Raw genomic sequence first — 17,612 nt, 5'->3', positions numbered from 1 at the left:
CTCACCCATCGAGAGGAACGATCATGAGCACCACCATCACACCGCTGGACAAGACCTTCACCGCCACCCTGACCCGCAGCGACGCCAAGGGCGGCTGGACCTATGTGGTCACCGACTGGTCCGCGGAGTTCTTCGGCACCCGCGGGCTCGTCAAGGTCGCCGGCACCATCGACGGCCACCCCATCGAGACCTCCTTCATGGCCCTCGGCGACGGCACCCACAAGCTGCCCGTCAGAGGCGACCTGCTCGCGACGCTCGGCAAGTCGGCCGGCGGCCAGGTGACGATCCACCTGACCGAGCGCCGCTGAACCAGCGCCCAGCGGTGGGGGTCGCTCGCCGGGTCGGGGTCGTGCTGGTGGCCATGGCCGTCGCGGCGCTCGGAGCGTTCCTGGACCGAGGCACGTCTCGCCGGCAGGCAGGTTGCTAGCAGCTGCAGCCGGTGACCGGGAGGTGGAGCGCCTGCGCGGTGCTGCCGGTCGTGATCGAGACCGGGCCCGGCACGAGCCCGCCGCGGTAGTTGAGCGAGCCGCCGGCGACGACCAGGCGCACCTTGTGGCCGGGCGCGAACCGGTGCACGACAGCGGGCAGCGTGACCGCGAACCGCTTGGTCGCGTCCGGCACCCGGACGGGCGCGGTGAGGTGCTCGATGTCGCTGGCGACGCCGTCGGGCCCGACGTCCTGGAGACGTACGAAGAGCACCAGGTCGGTCGCGGGGGCACCGCCGCGGGCTGCGGGCGCGTCGACCTCCAGCGCCAGCCGCGGCGCACCGACGACATCGACCGGCTTCACGAGCCTGCCGCCGGTCCAGGTGGCGCTGGTCCCGGGCAGATCGGCCTCGGGCAGCGGTAGGTCGAGCAGGTCGCCGAAGACGTCCATCGGGTCGATCCGGGTGGGCAGGCCGGCGGCCGGCACCACGAACGAACGGGTGGCGGCCTTCGGTCGCTTCGAGGTGGCGATCAGCGACGTGCCCGAGAGGTAGTAGGAGCGCGGCGAGCCCACCGGGAACGTCGAGGAGGTCCCGTACGCCTTCGTGGCGATGCCGCGGTAGTCGACCCAGTCGCGGAACCACGCGAACGCCGGCCCGGTGCTGACCTGCTCGTCCTTGAGGTAGCGCGCGAACCAGTCGAAGACGCGCCGGGCCTCGTACTGAGTGGCGGGGTCGGGGTTGGAGCTGTCGAACTCGCCCGGTGCGGCGGGCCCGGAGTGGCCCCAGGAGTGCCAGACCATCTTGACCGGCGTGCCCTGGGCGCGCAGCGCTCGGTAGGTAGCAGCGGCCTCGTTGAGGTTGAAGAGCGTGTCGGCCTGCCCCTGCAGCAGCAGCGTCGGGATGCGGATGCGCTCGACGTAGTCGGCCACCGAGGCGTGCCGCAGCTTCGCGACCGAGGCGGGGTCGAAGTAGCCCGTGGCACCACCGGTGACGAGGGCTCCGCAGACGAAGTTCGCGAAGTTCGGGCAGCCGAGCAGACGGCTCGGGTCCTCCGGGGCGTGGCGCACGCCCTCGACGGTGCCGAGCGCCGCGAAGCTGAGTCCCCAGGCGAGCTTGGTCGCCCCCGGCGTACGGCTGGTGACGCCGGTGCGCAGGTCGGTGTTGTTGGGGCCGAGCGAGTAGGAGAGGTCGTTCCAGGTGATCATCGGCACGATGGTGTCGATGCGCGGGTCGACCGAGGCGGCGGCGAACTGCACCTGGCCGCCGTAGGAGCCGCCGATCATCCCGACCCGTGGGTCGTGCGCCCGGCGGCGGCCGTCGTGGGCGGTGCGGTCGACCTTGACCGCGGTCAGCCGCGGCGCGGGCTCGGTGTGGCGGGTGTCGGTGAAGGCGATGCCGGGCGCGCCGCCGAGGTAGCTGACGAGCTGGCTGGCGGCCTTCCCGTCCCAGTCCGGGTCGTCGAGGGTGATCTTGCAGCCCGAGCCGCCGAAGCCGAGGCCGGAGTAGGCGAGCACCGCGTAACCGCGGCTCGCTGCTGACCTGCCGATCCCGGCCTGGTCGTCCTTGGAGCCACCGAACCCGTTGGTGGTCATGATCGCGGGCACCCGCCGCTTCGCCGAGGCCGTCCGCGGGAGGTAGAGGTCGCCGACCACGTCACAGGTCCTGGTGGCGGCGCTCGGCCCCACCTCGACCTTGAAGTGGAGGGTCCGCACGACGTACGGCGCCGCGGCCGCTGCGTCCGGGACGACCGCGAGCGAGGCGAGCGGAAGTGCAAGGGCCAGACCGAGGAATCTCGCAAGGACGCGGCGCATGCCTGGTGAACGATCGGAGAGGCAAAAGGTGATCTGCCCTTGCCGGTCATCGGGCGCGGCTCAGAGCTCCATCCGCAGCACCGCGCCCGGCCACGGCTCGGCCTTCCCGGTGTCGACCGTGAACCGATCCTCCACCGTGAACCCGAGCCGCTCGTAGGCCCCGATCAGGGCGCCGTCGTCGCCGGCGTAGCAGTCGAGGCGCACCAGCCCGATGCCGCGCTGACGGGCGATCGCGACGGCGTCCTCGATCAGGACCTTGCCGATGCCGGACCCGCTGCGGTCGCGGTCGGTGACGATCAGCTGCAGGTAGAGCTCGGGCCTGTCGAGACGTTCGACGTACGGCATCGGCTCGTCCGCCAGGACCGCGACCCCGGCGACCTCGCCGCCGACCTCCGCGATCCGGGCGGTGCGCTCGGAGAGCATCTGCCGGATCTGCTCGACGCGTGCCTCGATCGCGGAGAACGGCTCCGTGCCCCACTGGCCGGTGCGTCCCTGCGCGGTGAGCCAGCGAACGGCGTCGTCGAGAAGACTGAGGGCTGCGGGGAGGTCGGTGACCGACCCGGGTCGGACCTGCACCGATGGCATCGTCACCAAGGCTCCGTTCGTCGGGCCTCCACGATAGGCGCGCGACCGCCCTCGTGCCGCCTGGTTTGGGACGGATGAGGCGCATGGGGTGGGATTGGCGCATGCCGTTCACGCTCTCGCACCCTGCCGCGGTGCTCCCGCTGCTTCGCCACCCGTTCAGCGTGGTGGCGCTGGTGGCGGGAGCGATGGCACCGGACGCGCCCTACTTCGCCCGCAGGATGCCGGTCCCGGTGAGCGCCCAGTCGTGGTACGAGCCGTTCATGAACGCCACGACCTCGCACAGCCTGGTCGGAGCGGTCACGGTGAGCCTGCCCTACGCGCTGGCGCTGACCCTCCTGTGCTGGGTCGCTGCCCGGCCCCTCGCGTCGCTCGTCGGGGTGGATCGCCTCGGGCCGGAGCCGCCGAGCGGGCTCGGTACGAGCGTCGCCCGGGCCGGCTGGGTGCTGCTCTCGCTGCTGATCGGGGTCGCGACCCACCTGGTGTGGGACTCCTTCACCCACGGCGACGGATGGGTCGTCCTGCACGTCGGTCTCCTCCGCGAACCGCTCTTCGGCTCGCTGACCTGGGCGAGGGCGCTGCAGCACGTGAGCACGGTCCTCGGACTGGTGCTGATCGGCGTCCACCTGTGGCGGCGCCGGGACCGGCTGCGCAGGGTCCGGCCCAGGAGCGGGTGGCCGATCGGGGTCGCCGCTGGTGCGATCGGGGTCGGGGCGGTCGCCGGGACGTACCGCCTCTGGGGCGAGGCTGGACTCTCCCCGCGTGACCTCGTCGAGGGCGTGCTCTCCGGAGCCGCGACCGGCGGCGGCGCCGCGCTCGTCGGCGTGCTCGTGCTCCTCGTGATCGGCTGGTGGGCCGCGTACGGCGTGCGTACGCTGCGGGCCCGCCGCCGGCTCTCCTAGGCCCGGTGCCGGGGCGAGGGCCAGCGCGCTAGGCTGCGCGAGAGCTCGGCCGACGGTCTGGCGGTGATCGGTCAGGGGAGTGGTGGACATGGTGGCGAGTCGTTCGGCGCGCGAGCGGAAGGCCGGCGTCGAGGCCGGTCCGCTGGCGACGGTGAAGATCGACGTCGGCGCCGACCAGCAGTTCGTCTACAAGGTCAGCTGCACCGTCTGCACCGCCAAGGGCGATCGTGCGTGGTCCACCTACCGGCCGGGCGAGGACAACGGCTACATGGCCGCGATGGACCGCTGGATCTTCCACCTCAAGGAGAAGCACCCCGACGCCGACGCGCCGTGCCTGGTCTACCTGCCCGAGGCACAGCAGCGGCTGCACGAGCGCCGGGTCGCGCGCGAGTCGGGAGCCTGATCCTCGCGGGGGAGGGGATCGGTCGATGCGATACTTGGACGTCCAAGTAAATGGGTTAGGCTGTCGACGTACTTCGATGAGATGAGCTGTGGGCAAGGAGCTGAGGATGGATCGGATCGGCGTGATCGGTGGCGGGCTGATGGGCTCGGGGATCACCGAGGTGTGTGCTCGCGCAGGGCTCGACACCGTCACCGTGGAGGTCAGTCAGGAGGCGGTGAGCGCTGCTGAGGCGAAGGTGCGCGGGAGCCTGGAGAAGGCCGCGAGCCGCGGCAAGATCAGTGAGCAGGACGTCGCCGAGGCGATGGACCGGATCACCTTCACCACCGACCTCCAGCGGCTGAGCGACCGCGACCTGGTCGTCGAGGCCGCCTCCGAGCGCGAGGACGTCAAGCTCGACCTGTTCCGCACCGTCGGCGCGCTGCTGGAGAAGGACGACGCGATCCTCGCCTCCAACACCTCCTCCATCCCGATCGTGAAGCTCGGCGCCGTCTCCGGCCGCGCCACCAACGTGATGGGCGTGCATTTCTTCAACCCTGCGCCGGTGATGCAGCTGGTCGAGCTGATCCCCAGTCTGACCACCTCGCCCGAGACCGTCGAGCGGATGCAGACCTTCGTCGAGAAGACCCTCGGCAAGCAGCCGATCGAGGCCACCGACCGCGCCGGCTTCGTGGTCAACAGCCTGCTGGTGCCCTACCTCCTCAGCGCCGTCCGGATGTACGAGGCCGGCTACGCCTCAGCCGCCGACATCGACAACGGCATGGTCCTCGGCTGCGGCCACCCGATGGGCCCGCTCGCCCTCTCCGACCTCATCGGTCTCGACACCATCCGCGCGATCGGCATCTCGATGTACGAGGAGTTCAAGGAGCCGCTCTACTCCCCGCCGCCGCTCCTGGACCGCATGGTCGACGCGGGTCTGCTCGGCAAGAAGTCCGGGCACGGGTTCTACGCGTACTGACCGGTGCGTCAGACCGTCCGTCTGCGCCACAGGTAGTAACCGACCAGCGTCATGCTGACTGAGCCCGCGAGAAGATCGCGGGCCAGCGGTTGCCGCTCATCGGGTGAGCTGAACACGCACATGCCCTCGGGGCGTGTGCCGGTTCCACACGCGGGCGGGTCCGCGGGCCAGAGCCCCACAATGGCGCCGAGCAGAAGCAGGCTGCTCGCCAGGAGAGCCGCGATGATGGCCAAGGAGACGCGGGTCATGTGCGCAGCATGCGTCGCGACGGAGCCTGAAGTCTGAATTGCGGACGCCTTCTCATCAGATTGAGGGCGTCCGCACGACGAGGTCTCAGGAGCTTTCATCCTGGGAATCGTCATTCGAGCGGAGCCGCCGGGCGCGGTCAGCGATTCGTTCGGAGAGCTTGCCTGTAGTCGACCTGGCCCGGTCGAAGGTCTCCGTACTGAGACGCTTGGCCGCGTCGACCTTCTCCGCACCTGATTCCAGAGCCTTGTCGCGGACCTCAGTCACCGCCTGCGTCCAGCGCCGAGGGTCAAGGTCGTCGCGGTTCTGCTCGATTCCGAGTCTTCCTTGGAACTCGACGATCGCGCCTGAGACGTGGTTGCTCGACTGCACGAGACTGGGGGCCTTCGTCGGGTGCAGGAGCACCTTGGCGTTGGCGATGTCAGCGGCAGCGTCCATGCGCGCCATCAATCGCGCGGTGCACTTGGTGATGAGGTCGAGCCGGTTCTGCCGGGCGGCTTGCAGTCCGAGGCGATGGCCGTCCGACTCATCAGGAGAAGCATCCAGCACGCGGTCGAGCTCGAGTATCGCGATGGCCTCTTGGAGGCTTGAAGCACCGTGCGAGAACGGCGAGCCACTCCTTGGCCTTGATCTCGGCGTCCTTCGCGATCTCAGCGAGATCACCGACCTTCGACTTCGTCTCCATCTTCTCCGCGAGCGCATCGAGCTGACGCAACGCGTACGCCTGGGTCTCGGCGATGGTCCCGGGCACGGTCTGAATCTTCGACCAGGTGATCTCATCGACACGACCTCGTCGATCTCGGATGGTCATCGCCTCCTCGATCACGAAGCCCGCGCCGATCATGCTTGCGAGCACGCTGTCCTTCTGTGCGCGAAGCACGTCGTCGACCTTCTCGTCGATCTCGGCAAGATAGTCGGTGATCTCGTCCATGGTCTGCTGCATCGCGAGCTGAGCCATGATTCCGGCGGCGCCGGCGAGCAGAGCAGGGTTGGTTAAAACCGAGCCTGGTCGAGAGGCAAACTCCACGAAACCTTTGATCTGGCCTTTATCGCCCTTCAGCACGCCGGTGTCGAGACCGCCTTTCCCACTCTTTCTCAGACCGAACTTCTTGACCGCCTGAGCGGACTCCTCGGTGAGCTTCACCCAGCGCCCTGAACTGGATGCGATCTCCGATCCTGCCTGTGCTCCGGCCGCCCCTCGATTCAGGATCTTCCCGAGCCTTGGTAGCCCGAGATCGGTCGACGGCAAACCTTCGGTCATCAAGAAACGCTCGACAGAGGTGGGGTCGCCGATGACTGCCAGACCTTGGCCGTCGCTGATGAGCTGGATTTCGTTGTCCACGTGGGTTCCTGATTCTGAGGCAGAGAACGGCAGGGTGAAAGGTGGCTGGCAACCGTCGATCACGTCGCGCCCGATGATTCGCTCGCCTCGGCCAGCCGTGCAGGAATCTGATCGTACGTCAGGTAGCGCTCCACGAAGGCGCGACGCCATTCACCATGGCCGATGACGGCGTCGACGACGTCGTTGATCGACGAGAAGCGGAGCGAGGTCGGGTCCTCGAGCTCGGCGCTGACCGTGTCGACGACCTCGCGCGCGGTCGCGTCGTCGTGGCAGGCGAGGACGACGCCCGTCCCGCTGGTGAATGCTTCGGTGGCGAGAACCTGCTGGGTCAGCAGCTGGTTGTACCAGAACTGGCGCAGCCTCGGCTGTTCCAGCCGCGCGGCGGCGCCATGGCGCCACGGGCCGTCGGCGGTGGCCGACCTGAACTTGTCGTGCGCCCGCTTCGGGTGTGCCTTGGCGAGATTCTCGGCGTACTTGCACTCGATCCCGAGGAATCCCCGCCCGCCACCGCGGCGGCCGTAAATGACGAAGGCGTCGAACGCGGAACGTGCGAGGGTGCCGGCCAAGGGAGCCCATTCGAGACGGATCCCGTCGACGGTCTCGGCGTCGGGCCGGATCGAGCGGACCCAGGGGAGCAGCGCCGCCGGGTCGGCCGAGAGGTGGCCGAAAAGGTTGAAGCAGAGGGGCTGGGACGAGAGCAGGTTCCGGTGGAGCCGGTCGAGCTGGATGATCCCGGGCGTCCGCTCGATGGCGAGATCGTCGCGCGCCCGCTTCGCCGCCGCGACCGCCTCCCGGGTCATCAGGTTCGGCTGCCACTCGGTCCCGATCGGCAGCATGGAGGCGACGAGTCTCTCGCCGTTGCTGATCGGACCGGCAGGCAGCCCGAGCCGGGTCTCGCGCCACCACGACTGCTGCAGCCGCAACGTACGCTGCCACGCGGTGTCGCCGGCCTCGCTCCACTCCGGGCTGGTCCACGGCAGGCGGGGGTCGGTGGCGGTCACGGACCGGTTCTACCGACGTGCGCGCGACGCGGCTGGGGGAAGAAACCCGGGCTCGCTCATATCGGGTACGCGATCGGTCACGCCGCCTTTGCTGTGCGAACATCTGGGCCATGATTCGGGAGCACCGGTTCGCGGTGGTGGTTGTGGTCGTGCTTCTCGCTGTCGCCGTCTTCGGCGGTGTCCGGTGGTGGCGCTCGGACGGGCAGGTCGAGCGGCGGCTGGCGGGCGAGGTGGCGGACCTGCCCGGCGTACGCGACGTCGACTCCGACGAGAAGCGCGTCGTGCTCTCCGACGAGATCACCATGGAGCGTACGACGAAGGTGCTCGAGCGGCTCGCTACGGCCGAGGATCCTCGCGACTGGACGGTTCAGGCCGGCGTGGCGGAGCTGGGAGCCAGTGACGTCGACTTCGCGGTGGGCGATGTGGCCGCCGGGCTGGTGATGTTCGGTACGGTGCGGGACCCGGAGGTCGAGCGGATCCTCCTCGACGATCGCGGGATGAACCCGAGGGCGCAGCTCACCGTCGCCGAGCCCGGCGCGCGGATCGAGGTCGCGCGCAAGGTGGTCTCGGCCGTGGCAGAGGGGGAGGACGGCCGATCGTGGGACGTCGTGGTCGGCGACGGCATGGGCGCGACCGGAGGCCAGGCGAGCGTCGAGATGCGGAAGGTGGCGTCCGAGGGTGCTCGAGGTCTCGCAGGCAGGTTGGGTCGCCTCGCCGACGTTGTCCGCACGCCGGCAGACCTCGTGGTCGACACCACCGGTCTCATCTCCGAGCTTCGCCTCTCGGTGGCCGACGAGCAGGCGGCCCGCACGACCTGGGGCGCCGTCGAGGGTGTGCTCGAGAAGGACGAGAAGGCGCAGCTCGTCGTCGGCGAGTCCGAGAAGGTGACCTACGAAGGTGCCGCGGGTGAGCGCATCGAGCCCGCTCTGGCGGCGACCCGCGACCTGCTCGACGCCGGCGCGAGCGCCGTGACGTGGGTGGACCTCGGCCTCACCGAGATCGCTGCCGAGGCCGAGAGGCTGAGCGCGGTAGCAGCGCTGGGGAAGGCGACCGCCGACCTGGGGCCGAAGCTGAAGCTCTCGGTGACCTGGCCCGAGCCGGTGGCGTGGCGTGGCGACGGGAGTGGTCCCGCGCAGATCGTGGACAGTCCGGCGGAGGTCGCTCGGGTGGCGCCCAAGCTCGCGAAGGTGGCGAAGCTCGGCTACGTGATCCTGTGGGGTCAGCAGCTGACCGCTCGCGACGACGACGGGGCGTACGTCCTGGCCTATCCGAAGCCGGAGGGCGACTTCCGCAAGGACGAGCTCGGCAAGGTGATGACGCTGCTGCGTGAGGTCGGCTGGTCGGGTGAGCGGCTGGTCGGCGCCGTGGGGGCTGCCTACGACTGCGGCCACGAGGGCGAGAGCGGCACGGTCGTGGCCTGGATCCGATCGACGGCGAAGGGTCGGGGCACGGTGGCGAAGACCGACTACTCGAGAGCCGGGACCGTCTGCGAGGAGCAGATCGACGCGGTCCGTCCGCTCGCCGCGGGCACCGTCGCCACCGCGTGGAACGCTGCTCGCTGAGTTGCGGTCAGCGGGTCTCGCGCGGCAGCACGCCCGGCCCCTCGCGGCGGTCGAAGACGAGCTGGGTCTCGGTCTGGCGTACGACCCGGTAGACGGTGACGTGGTGCAGCACGAAGTCGCGCAGCGCCTCGGCGTCCTCGACGGCGACGTGGAGGTAGAAGTCGTCGGCGCCGGCGACGTGGAATGCCTGGATCACGCCGGGCGTGGCCGCCAGGTCGTCGTAGAGCCTCTCGACGTGCTCCTTGCTGTGGCTGCCGAGCCGCACCTTGATCAGCGCCTGCAGCGGATATCCCAGCGAGCTCGCGTCGACGTCGAGGCGGCGGCCGACGATGACGCCGTTGTCGCGTAGGGCGCGGACCCGGTAGGCGCAGGTCGACTCGGCCAGGCCGAGGCGGGTCGCAAGGGCCTTGTTGGTGAGCTCGGGGTTGTCGGCGAGCTCGCTGAGGATGCGGCGGTCGACGGTGTCGAGAGCGGCTGCGGACGGTTGTGCTTTCGCCAATGTGGCCCACCTCGGTCGCTGGTCTTCTTGCTCGAAGAAGCTAGTATTCGCGATTCATCGGCATCTTCGACAATCGATCTGGCCAAATCTTGCGCTTCCGACCAACATCAGGGCCATGCCGATCGCGAACCCTCACCTCGACTCGCTCGCCGTGCACGCCGGACGGGAGGACCTGGCCATGCTCGGTGTCCACGCCCTCCCGCTCGACCTCTCCTCGACCAACCCGCTCCCGGACATCGAGCGCGGTGGCGAGTCGTACGAGGCGATGGCGACCGGCGGTCACCCGCTCGCCGACGGCGGCTACGTCTACCAGCGGCTGTGGAACCCGACCGTCGCCCGCTTCGAGTCGGCGCTGGCGAAGCTCGAGCAGGCGCAGACCTCGGTCGCCTACGCCTCCGGGATGGCGGCGATGACCGCGGCGATCATCGCGAGCACGTCGTTCAGCGGCAAGCGGCACATCGTCGCGGTTCGGCCGCTGTACGGCGGTACGGATCATCTGCTCGCCTCCGGTCTGCTCGGCGTCGAGGTGACCTTCTGCGCCGAGGACGAGGTCGCTGCCTCGATGCGGCCCGACACTGCGCTGGTGGTCCTCGAGACTCCGGCGAACCCGACCCTGGAGCTCGTCGACATCGCCGGTGTCGTGGCGGCCGCTGGTGACGTACCCGTCCTCGTCGACAACACCTTCGCCACCCCGATCCTGCAGAACCCGCTCGAGCTCGGCGCGGCGATGTCGCTGCACAGCGCGACCAAGTACATCGGCGGGCACGGCGACGTCGTCGGCGGCGTCATCGCCTGCGACGAGGAGACCGCGGCGCGGCTGCGTCAGGTGCGCGCCGTCACCGGCGGCCTGCTGCATCCCCTGGGCGCCTACCTCCTCCACCGCGGTCTCGCCACCCTGCCCACGCGGATGCGCGCCCAGCAGGCCGGCGCCGTCGAGATCGCCGCGTGGCTGCAGTCGCACCCGGCCGTCGATCGCGTCTTCTTCCCGGGATCCGAGGACGACCGCGGCCTGGTCGGCAAGCAGATGAGCGGCCCCGGTGCGATGGTCGCGATCGCGCTGCGCGGCGGGTACGAAGCCGCCGCCCGCCTCACCTCCTCGGTCCAGCTCTTCACCCACGCCGTCTCCCTCGGCGGCGTCGACTCGCTCATCCAGCACCCTGCAGGCCTCACCCACCGGCCGGTCGCTGCGCACGCGAAGCCCTCGGACGACGTCGTACGGCTGTCGATCGGTCTGGAGAAGCCGGAGGATCTGATGGCCGACCTCGACGCTGCGCTGATCGGGTAGCCGGGACAGCGCGAGCTAGGTGGGCACATCCTGAGCCGAACGAATTTTCGTTCGCCCCCAGAGGTACCTCCGCCGAGAGAGGCGGACGGCTACGCGACGGTGGACGCCGGATTCGTGCTGAGCACCCGCTGGGCGACGGCGGTGGTCGCGTCGACACCGAGGAAGCGGACGACGCGGGTGACGCGGTCGATGTCGAGCGGGAGGAGGCCGGGGGTGCCGGGGATGTCGGGGGTGAGCCGGAGGTCGAGGTCGGTGTGGCAGGTCATCATCCGGAGGTTGAACTCGTAGCGCTCGCGGGCGCCGGGCGCGGAGAGGGCGCGGACGACGCGCGGGGCGATGCGGCGTACGCCGGTCTCGGCTGCCCACGCGTCCAGGATCGCCGTGACCTGGCGGCCGTCGTTGTGGTCGATGTCGGACCAGACGCCGTCCATCGGGCCGACCTGGACGAGGAGGGCGGCGGCGGTCTTCTCGCCGATGCCGCTGACGCCGGGGAGGTTGTCGCTGGCGTCACCGCGGAGCGCGGCGTACTCGAGGTAGCGGTCGGCGGGGACGCCGTACATCGCGTACAGGCGGGCGGGGTTGAGCAGGGGAGAGCCGTTGATGCCACCGTTGATCAGCCGCAGCACCTTGGTGTGGTCGCTGATCAGGGCGAACGCGTCGCGGTCGGAGGTGATCACGACGCAGTCCCAGCCGTTGCGGCCGGCCCAGGCGGCGGCCGAGGCGTTGACGTCGTCGGCCTCCAGGCCGGGGGGAGTGTGGGTCGCGAGGCCGAGGGCGTCGAGCATCGACCCGGCCCGGTCGAGCTGCTCGGAGAGCAGCGGGTCCTTCTCCGGGCGGCCGGCCTTGTAGTCGGGGTAGGCGTCTCGGCGTACGGAGGCCGTGCGGTCGTCGAGCCCGAAGAGCACCGCGTCCGGGGCGAAGGCGTCGATCGAGTCGAGGATCTGCCGCAGCATGCCGTGCAGCGCCCACGCGGGCCGGCCGGCACGGTCGATCATCCGCGTGTGCGCCCGCGCGTGGTGGTTGCGGTGCAGCAGCGAGGGCGCGTCGACGACGAGCAGGAGGCGGCGGGGTCTCGGCGAGCTGGGCATCGACATCGCGGCCATCGTAGACGTGCCACTCCCCGGCTCGGGCTACCTCTCCCGGCCGCGTGGCATGAACGACGGCCAGGCGGCGTGGTCGATGGCGAGCCAGGGCGCGGTGGCGACACCGCGAGGCGTTGTGTCGACGAGCGAGCGGACGTCGCGGGCGAGGTGCGGCTGGTCGGCGTAACCCGCCCGGGCGGCGACCTCAGCAGGCGGAGTGCCGGTCGCGAGGAGGCGCGCGGCACGGTCGAAGCGTACGAGCCGGGCGGCCTGCTTGGGGGAGAGGCCGAGCTGGCTGCGGAACCGCGACCAGAGCCGCTGCCGGGACCAGCCGGTCTCCTCGGCCAGCGAGCGGACGTCGGACCTGCCGCATCGACGCGAGGTCTGCTGCCAGGCGTACGCGACCTCGCGGTCGACCTTCCGCCGGCTCTCGAGAAGTCCGCCGATGAAGTCGTACGTCAGGCCGAACCGTTCGTCCCACGAGCTCGAGCTCCGCAGAGCGGAGTCGAGACGTCTCGCTCTCGTTCCGAGCACGTCATCGAGCGCTGCGAAGGTGCCCGTGAGGGCAGCGGTGTCGAGGATCTCGGCGGCGACGACCGGTGAGAGGCGCACCTGGAGACACTCACCGACCCCTTCGCCGCTGAGGTTCACGCTCCCGGGCAGGAGCCCGAGCGCGACGCTGCTCCGCGTGCTCGCGCCCGTGTCACCGTGAGCGGTCCACTCGTTGTCGCCGAGGTAGAAAAGCAGCGTGACGGCAGGGTGGGCGACCATCGAGATGTCGACAGGACCCGCGCCGCGATAGTGGAAGCCGGCCATGTGGACGCCCGGGACCGGTGCCGCGCGAAGGGGCCCGTGCGGGATGGTGACGTCGACCTGCGACCAGTCCATGACCTCAGGCTAGGACGCGTGAGCAAGAGCGACATTCGTTCAAGACGGGGTAGGTGCCCGCCCGGGATGGTCGTGCACATGACTGCGTACCCCACGACCACCGCCCACGGGATCCACCTGCTCCAGGACGGGCCGGATACCGCCCCGCCGCTGCTGCTCATCCACGGCTCCGGCGCCGCCGCGGTGACCTGGGAGCCGGTGGTCCCGGCGCTCGCCGAGCGCTTCCGCGTGCTGCGGGTCGACCTGCCCGGCTGTGGCCGATCGAGCACGGCGGAGACGTACGCCGTCGAGGACCAGGCCGACCGCGTCGCCGCGGTGCTGGCCGACCTCGGCTTGGACAGGGACGTCGCGGTCGTGGGCCACTCCAGCGGGGGATACGTCGCTACCGCGCTGGCCGAGCGGCACCCTGAGCTGGTCGGGAAGATGGCGCTGCTCAGCACCGGCCCCAGCATGGACGCGTTGCTCCCGGAGCCGGCGCTGGTCAGGCTGCTGACCGGGGCTGCCCTCGGCGCGCTGGTGTGGCCGCTGCGTACCGACGCCATGCTCCGCAAGGGGATCGCCGCCACCGCCGCACGCCCGATCACCGTCGACGACGAGGTCGTCGACGACCTCAAGCGGACGCGGTTCCGGACGTTCCGGGCGATCATGCAGGCGAACGGCCGCTACCTCGAGAAGCAGAGCGTCCCCGAGCGGCTCCTACGGCTGGGGCGGCCGCCGCTCGTGGTCTTCGGCGACGCCGACCCGCGGTGGGATCCGGCGTCGGCGCACGAGTACGACGTCGTGCCGGGCGCACGCGTCGAGTACCTCGCCGGGGTCGGGCACGTCGCGATGCTCGAGGCGCCGGAGGAGACGGCTCGGCTGCTGCTCGACCTGCTCGGCTGACGCTTCCCGGACGGCTCGGTCGATGGGCACCTCCCGGTTGTGGATGTGACAACTGTTACGGTGCTGAACGCCTACAGCCCTGACCGGCTGGGCCGGATCCCCCGCGAGTTGAGTCTCGAGCGAGCGGGACCGGCCTCCCTGATCGATCGGTCGATCGACACCCGGCGCCCTCCTGCACGGGCGCAGATGACGGCTGCGCAGACGCGCGCCTCCGGGTGCCATGCAGGAACGACAAGGAGCAATTCTCGTGGACGGCTTTGAGTCCGCCCAGTTCAGCGTGCCGGTGATCGTCGCACTGCTGTTGTTCTTCTACGGAGGAACGTTCTGGATCTCGGTGAAGATCGGTAAGAAGCAGGAGAACGCCGACGGCTACATGACCGCCGGCAACAAGATCGGGTTCGGGATCTCCGCCGGCAGCATGACGGCGACCTGGGTCTGGGCCTCGTCGATGTACGCCTCGGCGACGTCGGGCTACACCTACGGCATCTCCGGCCCGATCCACTACGGGCTCTGGGGTGCCCTGATGATCTTGTTCATCTACCCCTTCGGCAAGCGGATCAGGGCGGTGGCGCCCCGCGCCCACACCCTGGCCGAGGTGATGTACGCCCGGCACGGCCGCTCGAGCCAGCTGCTGCTCGCCGGGTCGAACATCGTCGGCAGCCTGATCAGCCTGATGTCGAACTTCATCGCGGGCGGCGTACTGATCTCCCTGCTCTCGCCGCTGAACTTCACCCAGGGCGTCGTCACGATCGCCGGCGGCGTGCTGCTCTACACCCTGTGGTCCGGCTTCCGGGCCTCGGTGCTGACCGACTTCACGCAGGTCGTGGCCATCCTCGGCGCCGTGGTGATCATCGTCCCGTTCATCTTCTTCGCCGCCGGGTTCCCGGCCGCGTTCGAGACCGGGGCCGGCAACCTGACCGCCCAGCAGGGGAACTTCTTCTCCAGCGACGCGTTCCTCAACCAGGGCGCGCCCTACATCGCCGCGGTGCTGGCGTACGCGATCGGCAACCAGACCATCGCGCAGCGACTCTTCGCGGTGCGCGAGGACCTGATCAAGCCGACGTTCGTCACCGCCACGGTCGGCTACGGCGCGATGGTGATCGGTGTCGGCATGCTCGGCGTCCTGGCGCTCTACCTCGGCACGGAGCCCACCGGCGGCGACGTCAACAACCTGATCCCGCAGATGGCGGCCGAATACCTGCCGGCCGTGCTGCTGGCGGTCTTCTTCGTGATGATCATCGGCGCGCTGTCCTCCACCGCCGACTCCGACCTCGCCGCGATGGCGTCGATCGCGATGGCCGACGTCTACGGTCAGAACGTGGCCGGCAAGGAGGCCGCCGACCCGAAGGTGATGCTGCTGATCGGGCGCGGCACGATGGTGCTCGCCACTGCTCTGGCGGTGACCTTCGCGAGCTTCCAGCTCAACATCCTGGACCTGCTCGTCTTCGTGGGCGCCCTCTGGGGAGCGCTGGTCTTCCCGGTGATCGCCAGCTTCTACTGGAAGAAGGTCACGAACACCGCGTTCACCACCTCCGTCCTGGTGGCACTGGCGGTCTTCCTGCCGGTGCGCTTCGGCTGGATCCCGCTCAACGGCGTCACCGGCTTCGGTGTCGAGCTGCTGTCGGTGATCGGTGTCGGCGTGGTGCTCGGCCTGATGGTCTTCGGCTTCTTCGGGCTGCGCCCGGCGCTGGTGATCGGTGTGGTGGCGGCTCTGGTCTCGGCACCCTTCGTGTTCGGCTTCCTGCGCGACTACGCCACGCTGAGCGCCTCCCTGGTCGCCTACGCGGTCAGCACGATCGTGTGCTGGGCGATGTCGCGCGGATCGAAGATGGACTTCGACTTCGCGGAGATCGAACGCAAGGTCGGCAACTTCGACGAGTCAGGTGCGACCGCCGCGGCCGCTGCGCCGTCGAACCACTCTGACGACGACCTCGACCCGACCCGGTGACTGGAGGAACCATGGAAACCATGCTGCTGACCGCGTACGTCCTCGTCTGGCCGCTCGTGACCGCGATCGTGCTGCTCGTGATCTCGACGGCCTTCATCAAGGAGTGGCGCGAAGCCAAGCGTGAAGGTCGCGACATCATCTGATCGCTGCCTGCTACGCAGCGCGTGCGCCCCGGTCCGTGGACCGGGGCGCACGCGCATGTGTCACGGGGTTCGAGGTCGGACTCAGGCCTTCTGGTTCCGTCCCAACCGCCAGCCACCGAGGGGTAGGTCGAGCGCGGACTCCGGGCCCCAGGAGCCCTGCGGGTAGCTCTCCACGGCGGGTCGGTGCTCGAGCACCGGCTGGCAGATCTCCCACAGCCGCTCGACCTCGCCGGCGCTGGTGAACAGCGTCCGGTCGCCGTTCATCACGTCGAGGAGCAGCCGCTCGTAGGCCTCCAGCGGGCTGGAGTCCGGGGTGTCGCCACCGAGGTGGAGCCTGAAGACGCCGTCGGTGAGCGCCATCCCGGGGCCGGGCCGCTTGGCGCGGACGTCGATCTCGATCCGCGGGTCGTCGCTGAGCTCGATCACCAGCTCGTTGGGCTCGGTCGCCCCCGGATCCGCGGCCTGCAGCCAGCGGTGGCGCGGGTCGATGAATCGGATCGTGATCGTCCGCTGCCCGGCCGCGAGCGCCTTGCCGGTGCGCAGGTAGAACGGCACCCCGCGCCAGCGGTCGTTGTCGATCCACGCCTCGATGGCGACGTACGTCTCCACGTCGGAGTCGGGGTCGACGTCGGGCTCCTCGCGGTAGCCGTCGTACTGCCCGAAGACCACGCGCTCGGGATCCAGCGGCCGCACGGCCGCGAACGCGGCGGCCTTCGCCGCGCGGATCGCGCCCTCGCGGAAGGCGTGCGGATCCTCCATCGCCACGAACCCGAGCAGCTGGCACAGGTGGGTGGTCACCATGTCGCGCAGGCAGCCGGTGCCCTCGTAGAAGCTGCCGCGCCCGGTGACCGTGAGCTTCTCGGGCACGTCGATCTGCACCGACTCGATGCTGTGCCGGTTCCACGCGGGCTCGAAGAGACCGTTGGCGAAGCGCAGCGCCAGCAGATTCTGCACGGCCTCCTTCCCGATGAAGTGGTCGATCCGGAAGATCTGCTTCTCGTCGAACGCCTCACTCAGCACCGCGTCGAGCTCGCGGGCCGAGGCCAGGTCGGTGCCGAACGGCTTCTCCGCGACCAGCCGGCTGCGTACGTTCAGCTGCTCGCGGTCGAGCATCGCCACCATCGGCTCCACCGCCTGCGGCGGCACCGAGAGATAGAGCAGGCGCTGTACGTCGCCCACTGTCTGCCCGCTCTCGAGCGCCAGCTGGTCCTCGGCATCGTGCACTGCCGCGGCGAGCGCGGTGCCGTCGTCGGCGGAGGACGGCACGAACCGGATCCGCTCCAGCAGCGGCCCAGCCACCATCTCGTCGACCTCCCCGACGAACTCCTTCAGCGCCTGGTGCACATGGCTGCGGAAGTCCTCGTCGCTGCCCGGCGAGCGCCGCCCGCTGCCGATGATCGCGAGCTGGTCAGGCAGACGTTTCGCGAGGGCGAGCCGATACAGCCCGGGGAACAGCTTGCGAGCGGCGAGATCACCTGTCGCACCGAAGAGAACGAGTACGTGCGGGGCTGGTTTTGTTGTCACCCGACCAGTCTCCGCCTGGGGTGGTGATCGGTGCCAGGGACTCGCAGGACCAGGCGAGGTCCTTCTGTGTCGCTCAGTTTCCGTGTGCCTTCTGTGTGTTGCGTTCAGGCGGCGGGGACTGCCTGAACGC

The 17,612-nt window shown here is 69.8% G+C and carries 19 protein-coding genes; 9 read left to right on the top strand and 10 right to left on the bottom strand.

The window, feature by feature from the left end:
• The first annotated feature begins 23 nt into the window (after nt 1-23).
• Nucleotides 24-308 carry a DUF1905 domain-containing protein gene (locus IEY81_RS10110; protein WP_189118345.1) on the top strand — a complete coding sequence of 95 codons (285 nt, stop codon included), beginning with the start codon at nt 24-26 and terminating at the stop codon, nt 306-308.
• Nucleotides 309-423: 115 nt separating this feature from the next.
• Here the strand turns inward: IEY81_RS10110 and IEY81_RS10105 are convergent, their stop codons facing one another.
• Nucleotides 424-2,238, bottom strand: a complete 1,815-nt coding sequence (locus IEY81_RS10105) for a CocE/NonD family hydrolase (protein WP_189118344.1) — start codon at nt 2,236-2,238, stop codon at nt 424-426.
• A 60-nt stretch (nt 2,239-2,298) separates the two neighbouring features.
• Complete coding sequence (locus IEY81_RS10100) at nt 2,299-2,814, bottom strand: GNAT family N-acetyltransferase (protein ID WP_229787644.1); 516 nt, start codon at nt 2,812-2,814, stop codon at nt 2,299-2,301.
• Nucleotides 2,815-2,924: 110 nt separating this feature from the next.
• On the opposite strand from IEY81_RS10100, the gene IEY81_RS10095 reads away from it, so the two are divergent.
• From IEY81_RS10095 to IEY81_RS10085, 3 genes are all read left to right on the top strand, one after another.
• Entirely contained in the window at nt 2,925-3,722 is a 798-nt protein-coding gene (locus IEY81_RS10095) for a DUF4184 family protein (RefSeq protein ID WP_189118342.1), read from the top strand.
• 88 nt (nt 3,723-3,810) lie between these two features.
• Nucleotides 3,811-4,125: a hypothetical protein gene (locus tag IEY81_RS10090; RefSeq protein ID WP_189118341.1), complete on the top strand. Its 315-nt coding sequence runs from the start codon at nt 3,811-3,813 to the stop codon at nt 4,123-4,125.
• Between the two features lie 106 nt (nt 4,126-4,231).
• Nucleotides 4,232-5,080, top strand: a complete 849-nt coding sequence (locus IEY81_RS10085; protein ID WP_189118340.1) for a 3-hydroxybutyryl-CoA dehydrogenase — start codon at nt 4,232-4,234, stop codon at nt 5,078-5,080.
• 8 nt (nt 5,081-5,088) lie between these two features.
• Here IEY81_RS10085 and IEY81_RS10080 read toward each other — a convergent pair whose 3' ends face one another.
• From IEY81_RS10080 to IEY81_RS10070, 4 genes are all read right to left on the bottom strand, one after another.
• On the bottom strand, nt 5,089-5,328 hold the full coding sequence (locus IEY81_RS10080; protein WP_189118339.1) for a hypothetical protein: 240 nt from the start codon (nt 5,326-5,328) through the stop codon (nt 5,089-5,091).
• Nucleotides 5,329-5,413: 85 nt separating this feature from the next.
• Nucleotides 5,414-5,875 (bottom strand): hypothetical protein, encoded by a 462-nt coding sequence (locus tag IEY81_RS24180; RefSeq protein WP_229787642.1) that lies wholly within the window; start codon nt 5,873-5,875, stop codon nt 5,414-5,416.
• Nucleotides 5,856-6,668, bottom strand: coding sequence for a hypothetical protein (locus tag IEY81_RS24175; protein ID WP_229787640.1), 813 nt, complete (start codon nt 6,666-6,668; stop codon nt 5,856-5,858). The genes IEY81_RS24180 and IEY81_RS24175 overlap by 20 nt, the downstream gene beginning before the upstream one ends.
• A gap of 59 nt (nt 6,669-6,727) precedes the next feature.
• Complete coding sequence (locus tag IEY81_RS10070; protein ID WP_189118338.1) at nt 6,728-7,669, bottom strand: PGN_0703 family putative restriction endonuclease; 942 nt, start codon at nt 7,667-7,669, stop codon at nt 6,728-6,730.
• Nucleotides 7,670-7,779: 110 nt separating this feature from the next.
• Between IEY81_RS10070 and IEY81_RS10065 the strand changes: the two genes are divergently transcribed.
• Nucleotides 7,780-9,231, top strand: coding sequence for a hypothetical protein (locus tag IEY81_RS10065; RefSeq protein ID WP_189118337.1), 1,452 nt, complete (start codon nt 7,780-7,782; stop codon nt 9,229-9,231).
• Nucleotides 9,232-9,238: 7 nt separating this feature from the next.
• On the opposite strand, the gene IEY81_RS10060 is transcribed toward IEY81_RS10065, so the two are convergent.
• Entirely contained in the window at nt 9,239-9,730 is a 492-nt protein-coding gene (locus tag IEY81_RS10060) for an Lrp/AsnC family transcriptional regulator (RefSeq protein ID WP_189118336.1), read from the bottom strand.
• A gap of 115 nt (nt 9,731-9,845) precedes the next feature.
• Here IEY81_RS10060 and IEY81_RS10055 point away from each other — a divergent pair, with 115 nt between their 5' ends.
• Entirely contained in the window at nt 9,846-11,015 is a 1,170-nt protein-coding gene (locus tag IEY81_RS10055) for a trans-sulfuration enzyme family protein (RefSeq protein ID WP_189118335.1), read from the top strand.
• 89 nt (nt 11,016-11,104) lie between these two features.
• Here the strand turns inward: IEY81_RS10055 and IEY81_RS10050 are convergent, their stop codons facing one another.
• Nucleotides 11,105-12,109 (bottom strand): 5'-3' exonuclease, encoded by a 1,005-nt coding sequence (locus IEY81_RS10050; protein ID WP_229787638.1) that lies wholly within the window; start codon nt 12,107-12,109, stop codon nt 11,105-11,107.
• Between the two features lie 36 nt (nt 12,110-12,145).
• Nucleotides 12,146-12,985: an AraC family transcriptional regulator gene (locus IEY81_RS10045; protein ID WP_229787636.1), complete on the bottom strand. Its 840-nt coding sequence runs from the start codon at nt 12,983-12,985 to the stop codon at nt 12,146-12,148.
• 78 nt (nt 12,986-13,063) lie between these two features.
• Between IEY81_RS10045 and IEY81_RS10040 the strand changes: the two genes are divergently transcribed.
• The 3 genes from IEY81_RS10040 to IEY81_RS24170 all read left to right on the top strand — a co-directional run bounded on the left by IEY81_RS10040 (nt 13,064) and on the right by IEY81_RS24170 (nt 15,958).
• Nucleotides 13,064-13,867 carry an alpha/beta fold hydrolase gene (locus IEY81_RS10040; RefSeq protein WP_189118334.1) on the top strand — a complete coding sequence of 268 codons (804 nt, stop codon included), beginning with the start codon at nt 13,064-13,066 and terminating at the stop codon, nt 13,865-13,867.
• Between the two features lie 247 nt (nt 13,868-14,114).
• On the top strand, nt 14,115-15,815 hold the full coding sequence (locus tag IEY81_RS10035; protein ID WP_229787634.1) for a sodium:solute symporter family protein: 1,701 nt from the start codon (nt 14,115-14,117) through the stop codon (nt 15,813-15,815).
• Between the two features lie 11 nt (nt 15,816-15,826).
• The gene (locus IEY81_RS24170) at nt 15,827-15,958 is read left to right on the top strand and encodes a putative transporter small subunit (RefSeq protein ID WP_229787633.1); all 132 of its coding nucleotides are present in this window, start codon (nt 15,827-15,829) and stop codon (nt 15,956-15,958) included.
• Nucleotides 15,959-16,039: 81 nt separating this feature from the next.
• On the opposite strand, the gene zwf is transcribed toward IEY81_RS24170, so the two are convergent.
• The gene (zwf, locus tag IEY81_RS10030) at nt 16,040-17,482 is read right to left on the bottom strand and encodes a glucose-6-phosphate dehydrogenase (protein ID WP_189118332.1); all 1,443 of its coding nucleotides are present in this window, start codon (nt 17,480-17,482) and stop codon (nt 16,040-16,042) included.
• Nucleotides 17,483-17,612 lie beyond the last annotated feature (130 nt).

The organism is Nocardioides luteus (assembly GCF_014648595.1).
Taxonomy (GTDB): domain Bacteria; phylum Actinomycetota; class Actinomycetes; order Propionibacteriales; family Nocardioidaceae; genus Nocardioides; species Nocardioides luteus.
The sequence above is the reverse complement of the archived record's forward strand: the minus strand, read 5'-3'. Positions and strand labels throughout refer to the sequence as shown.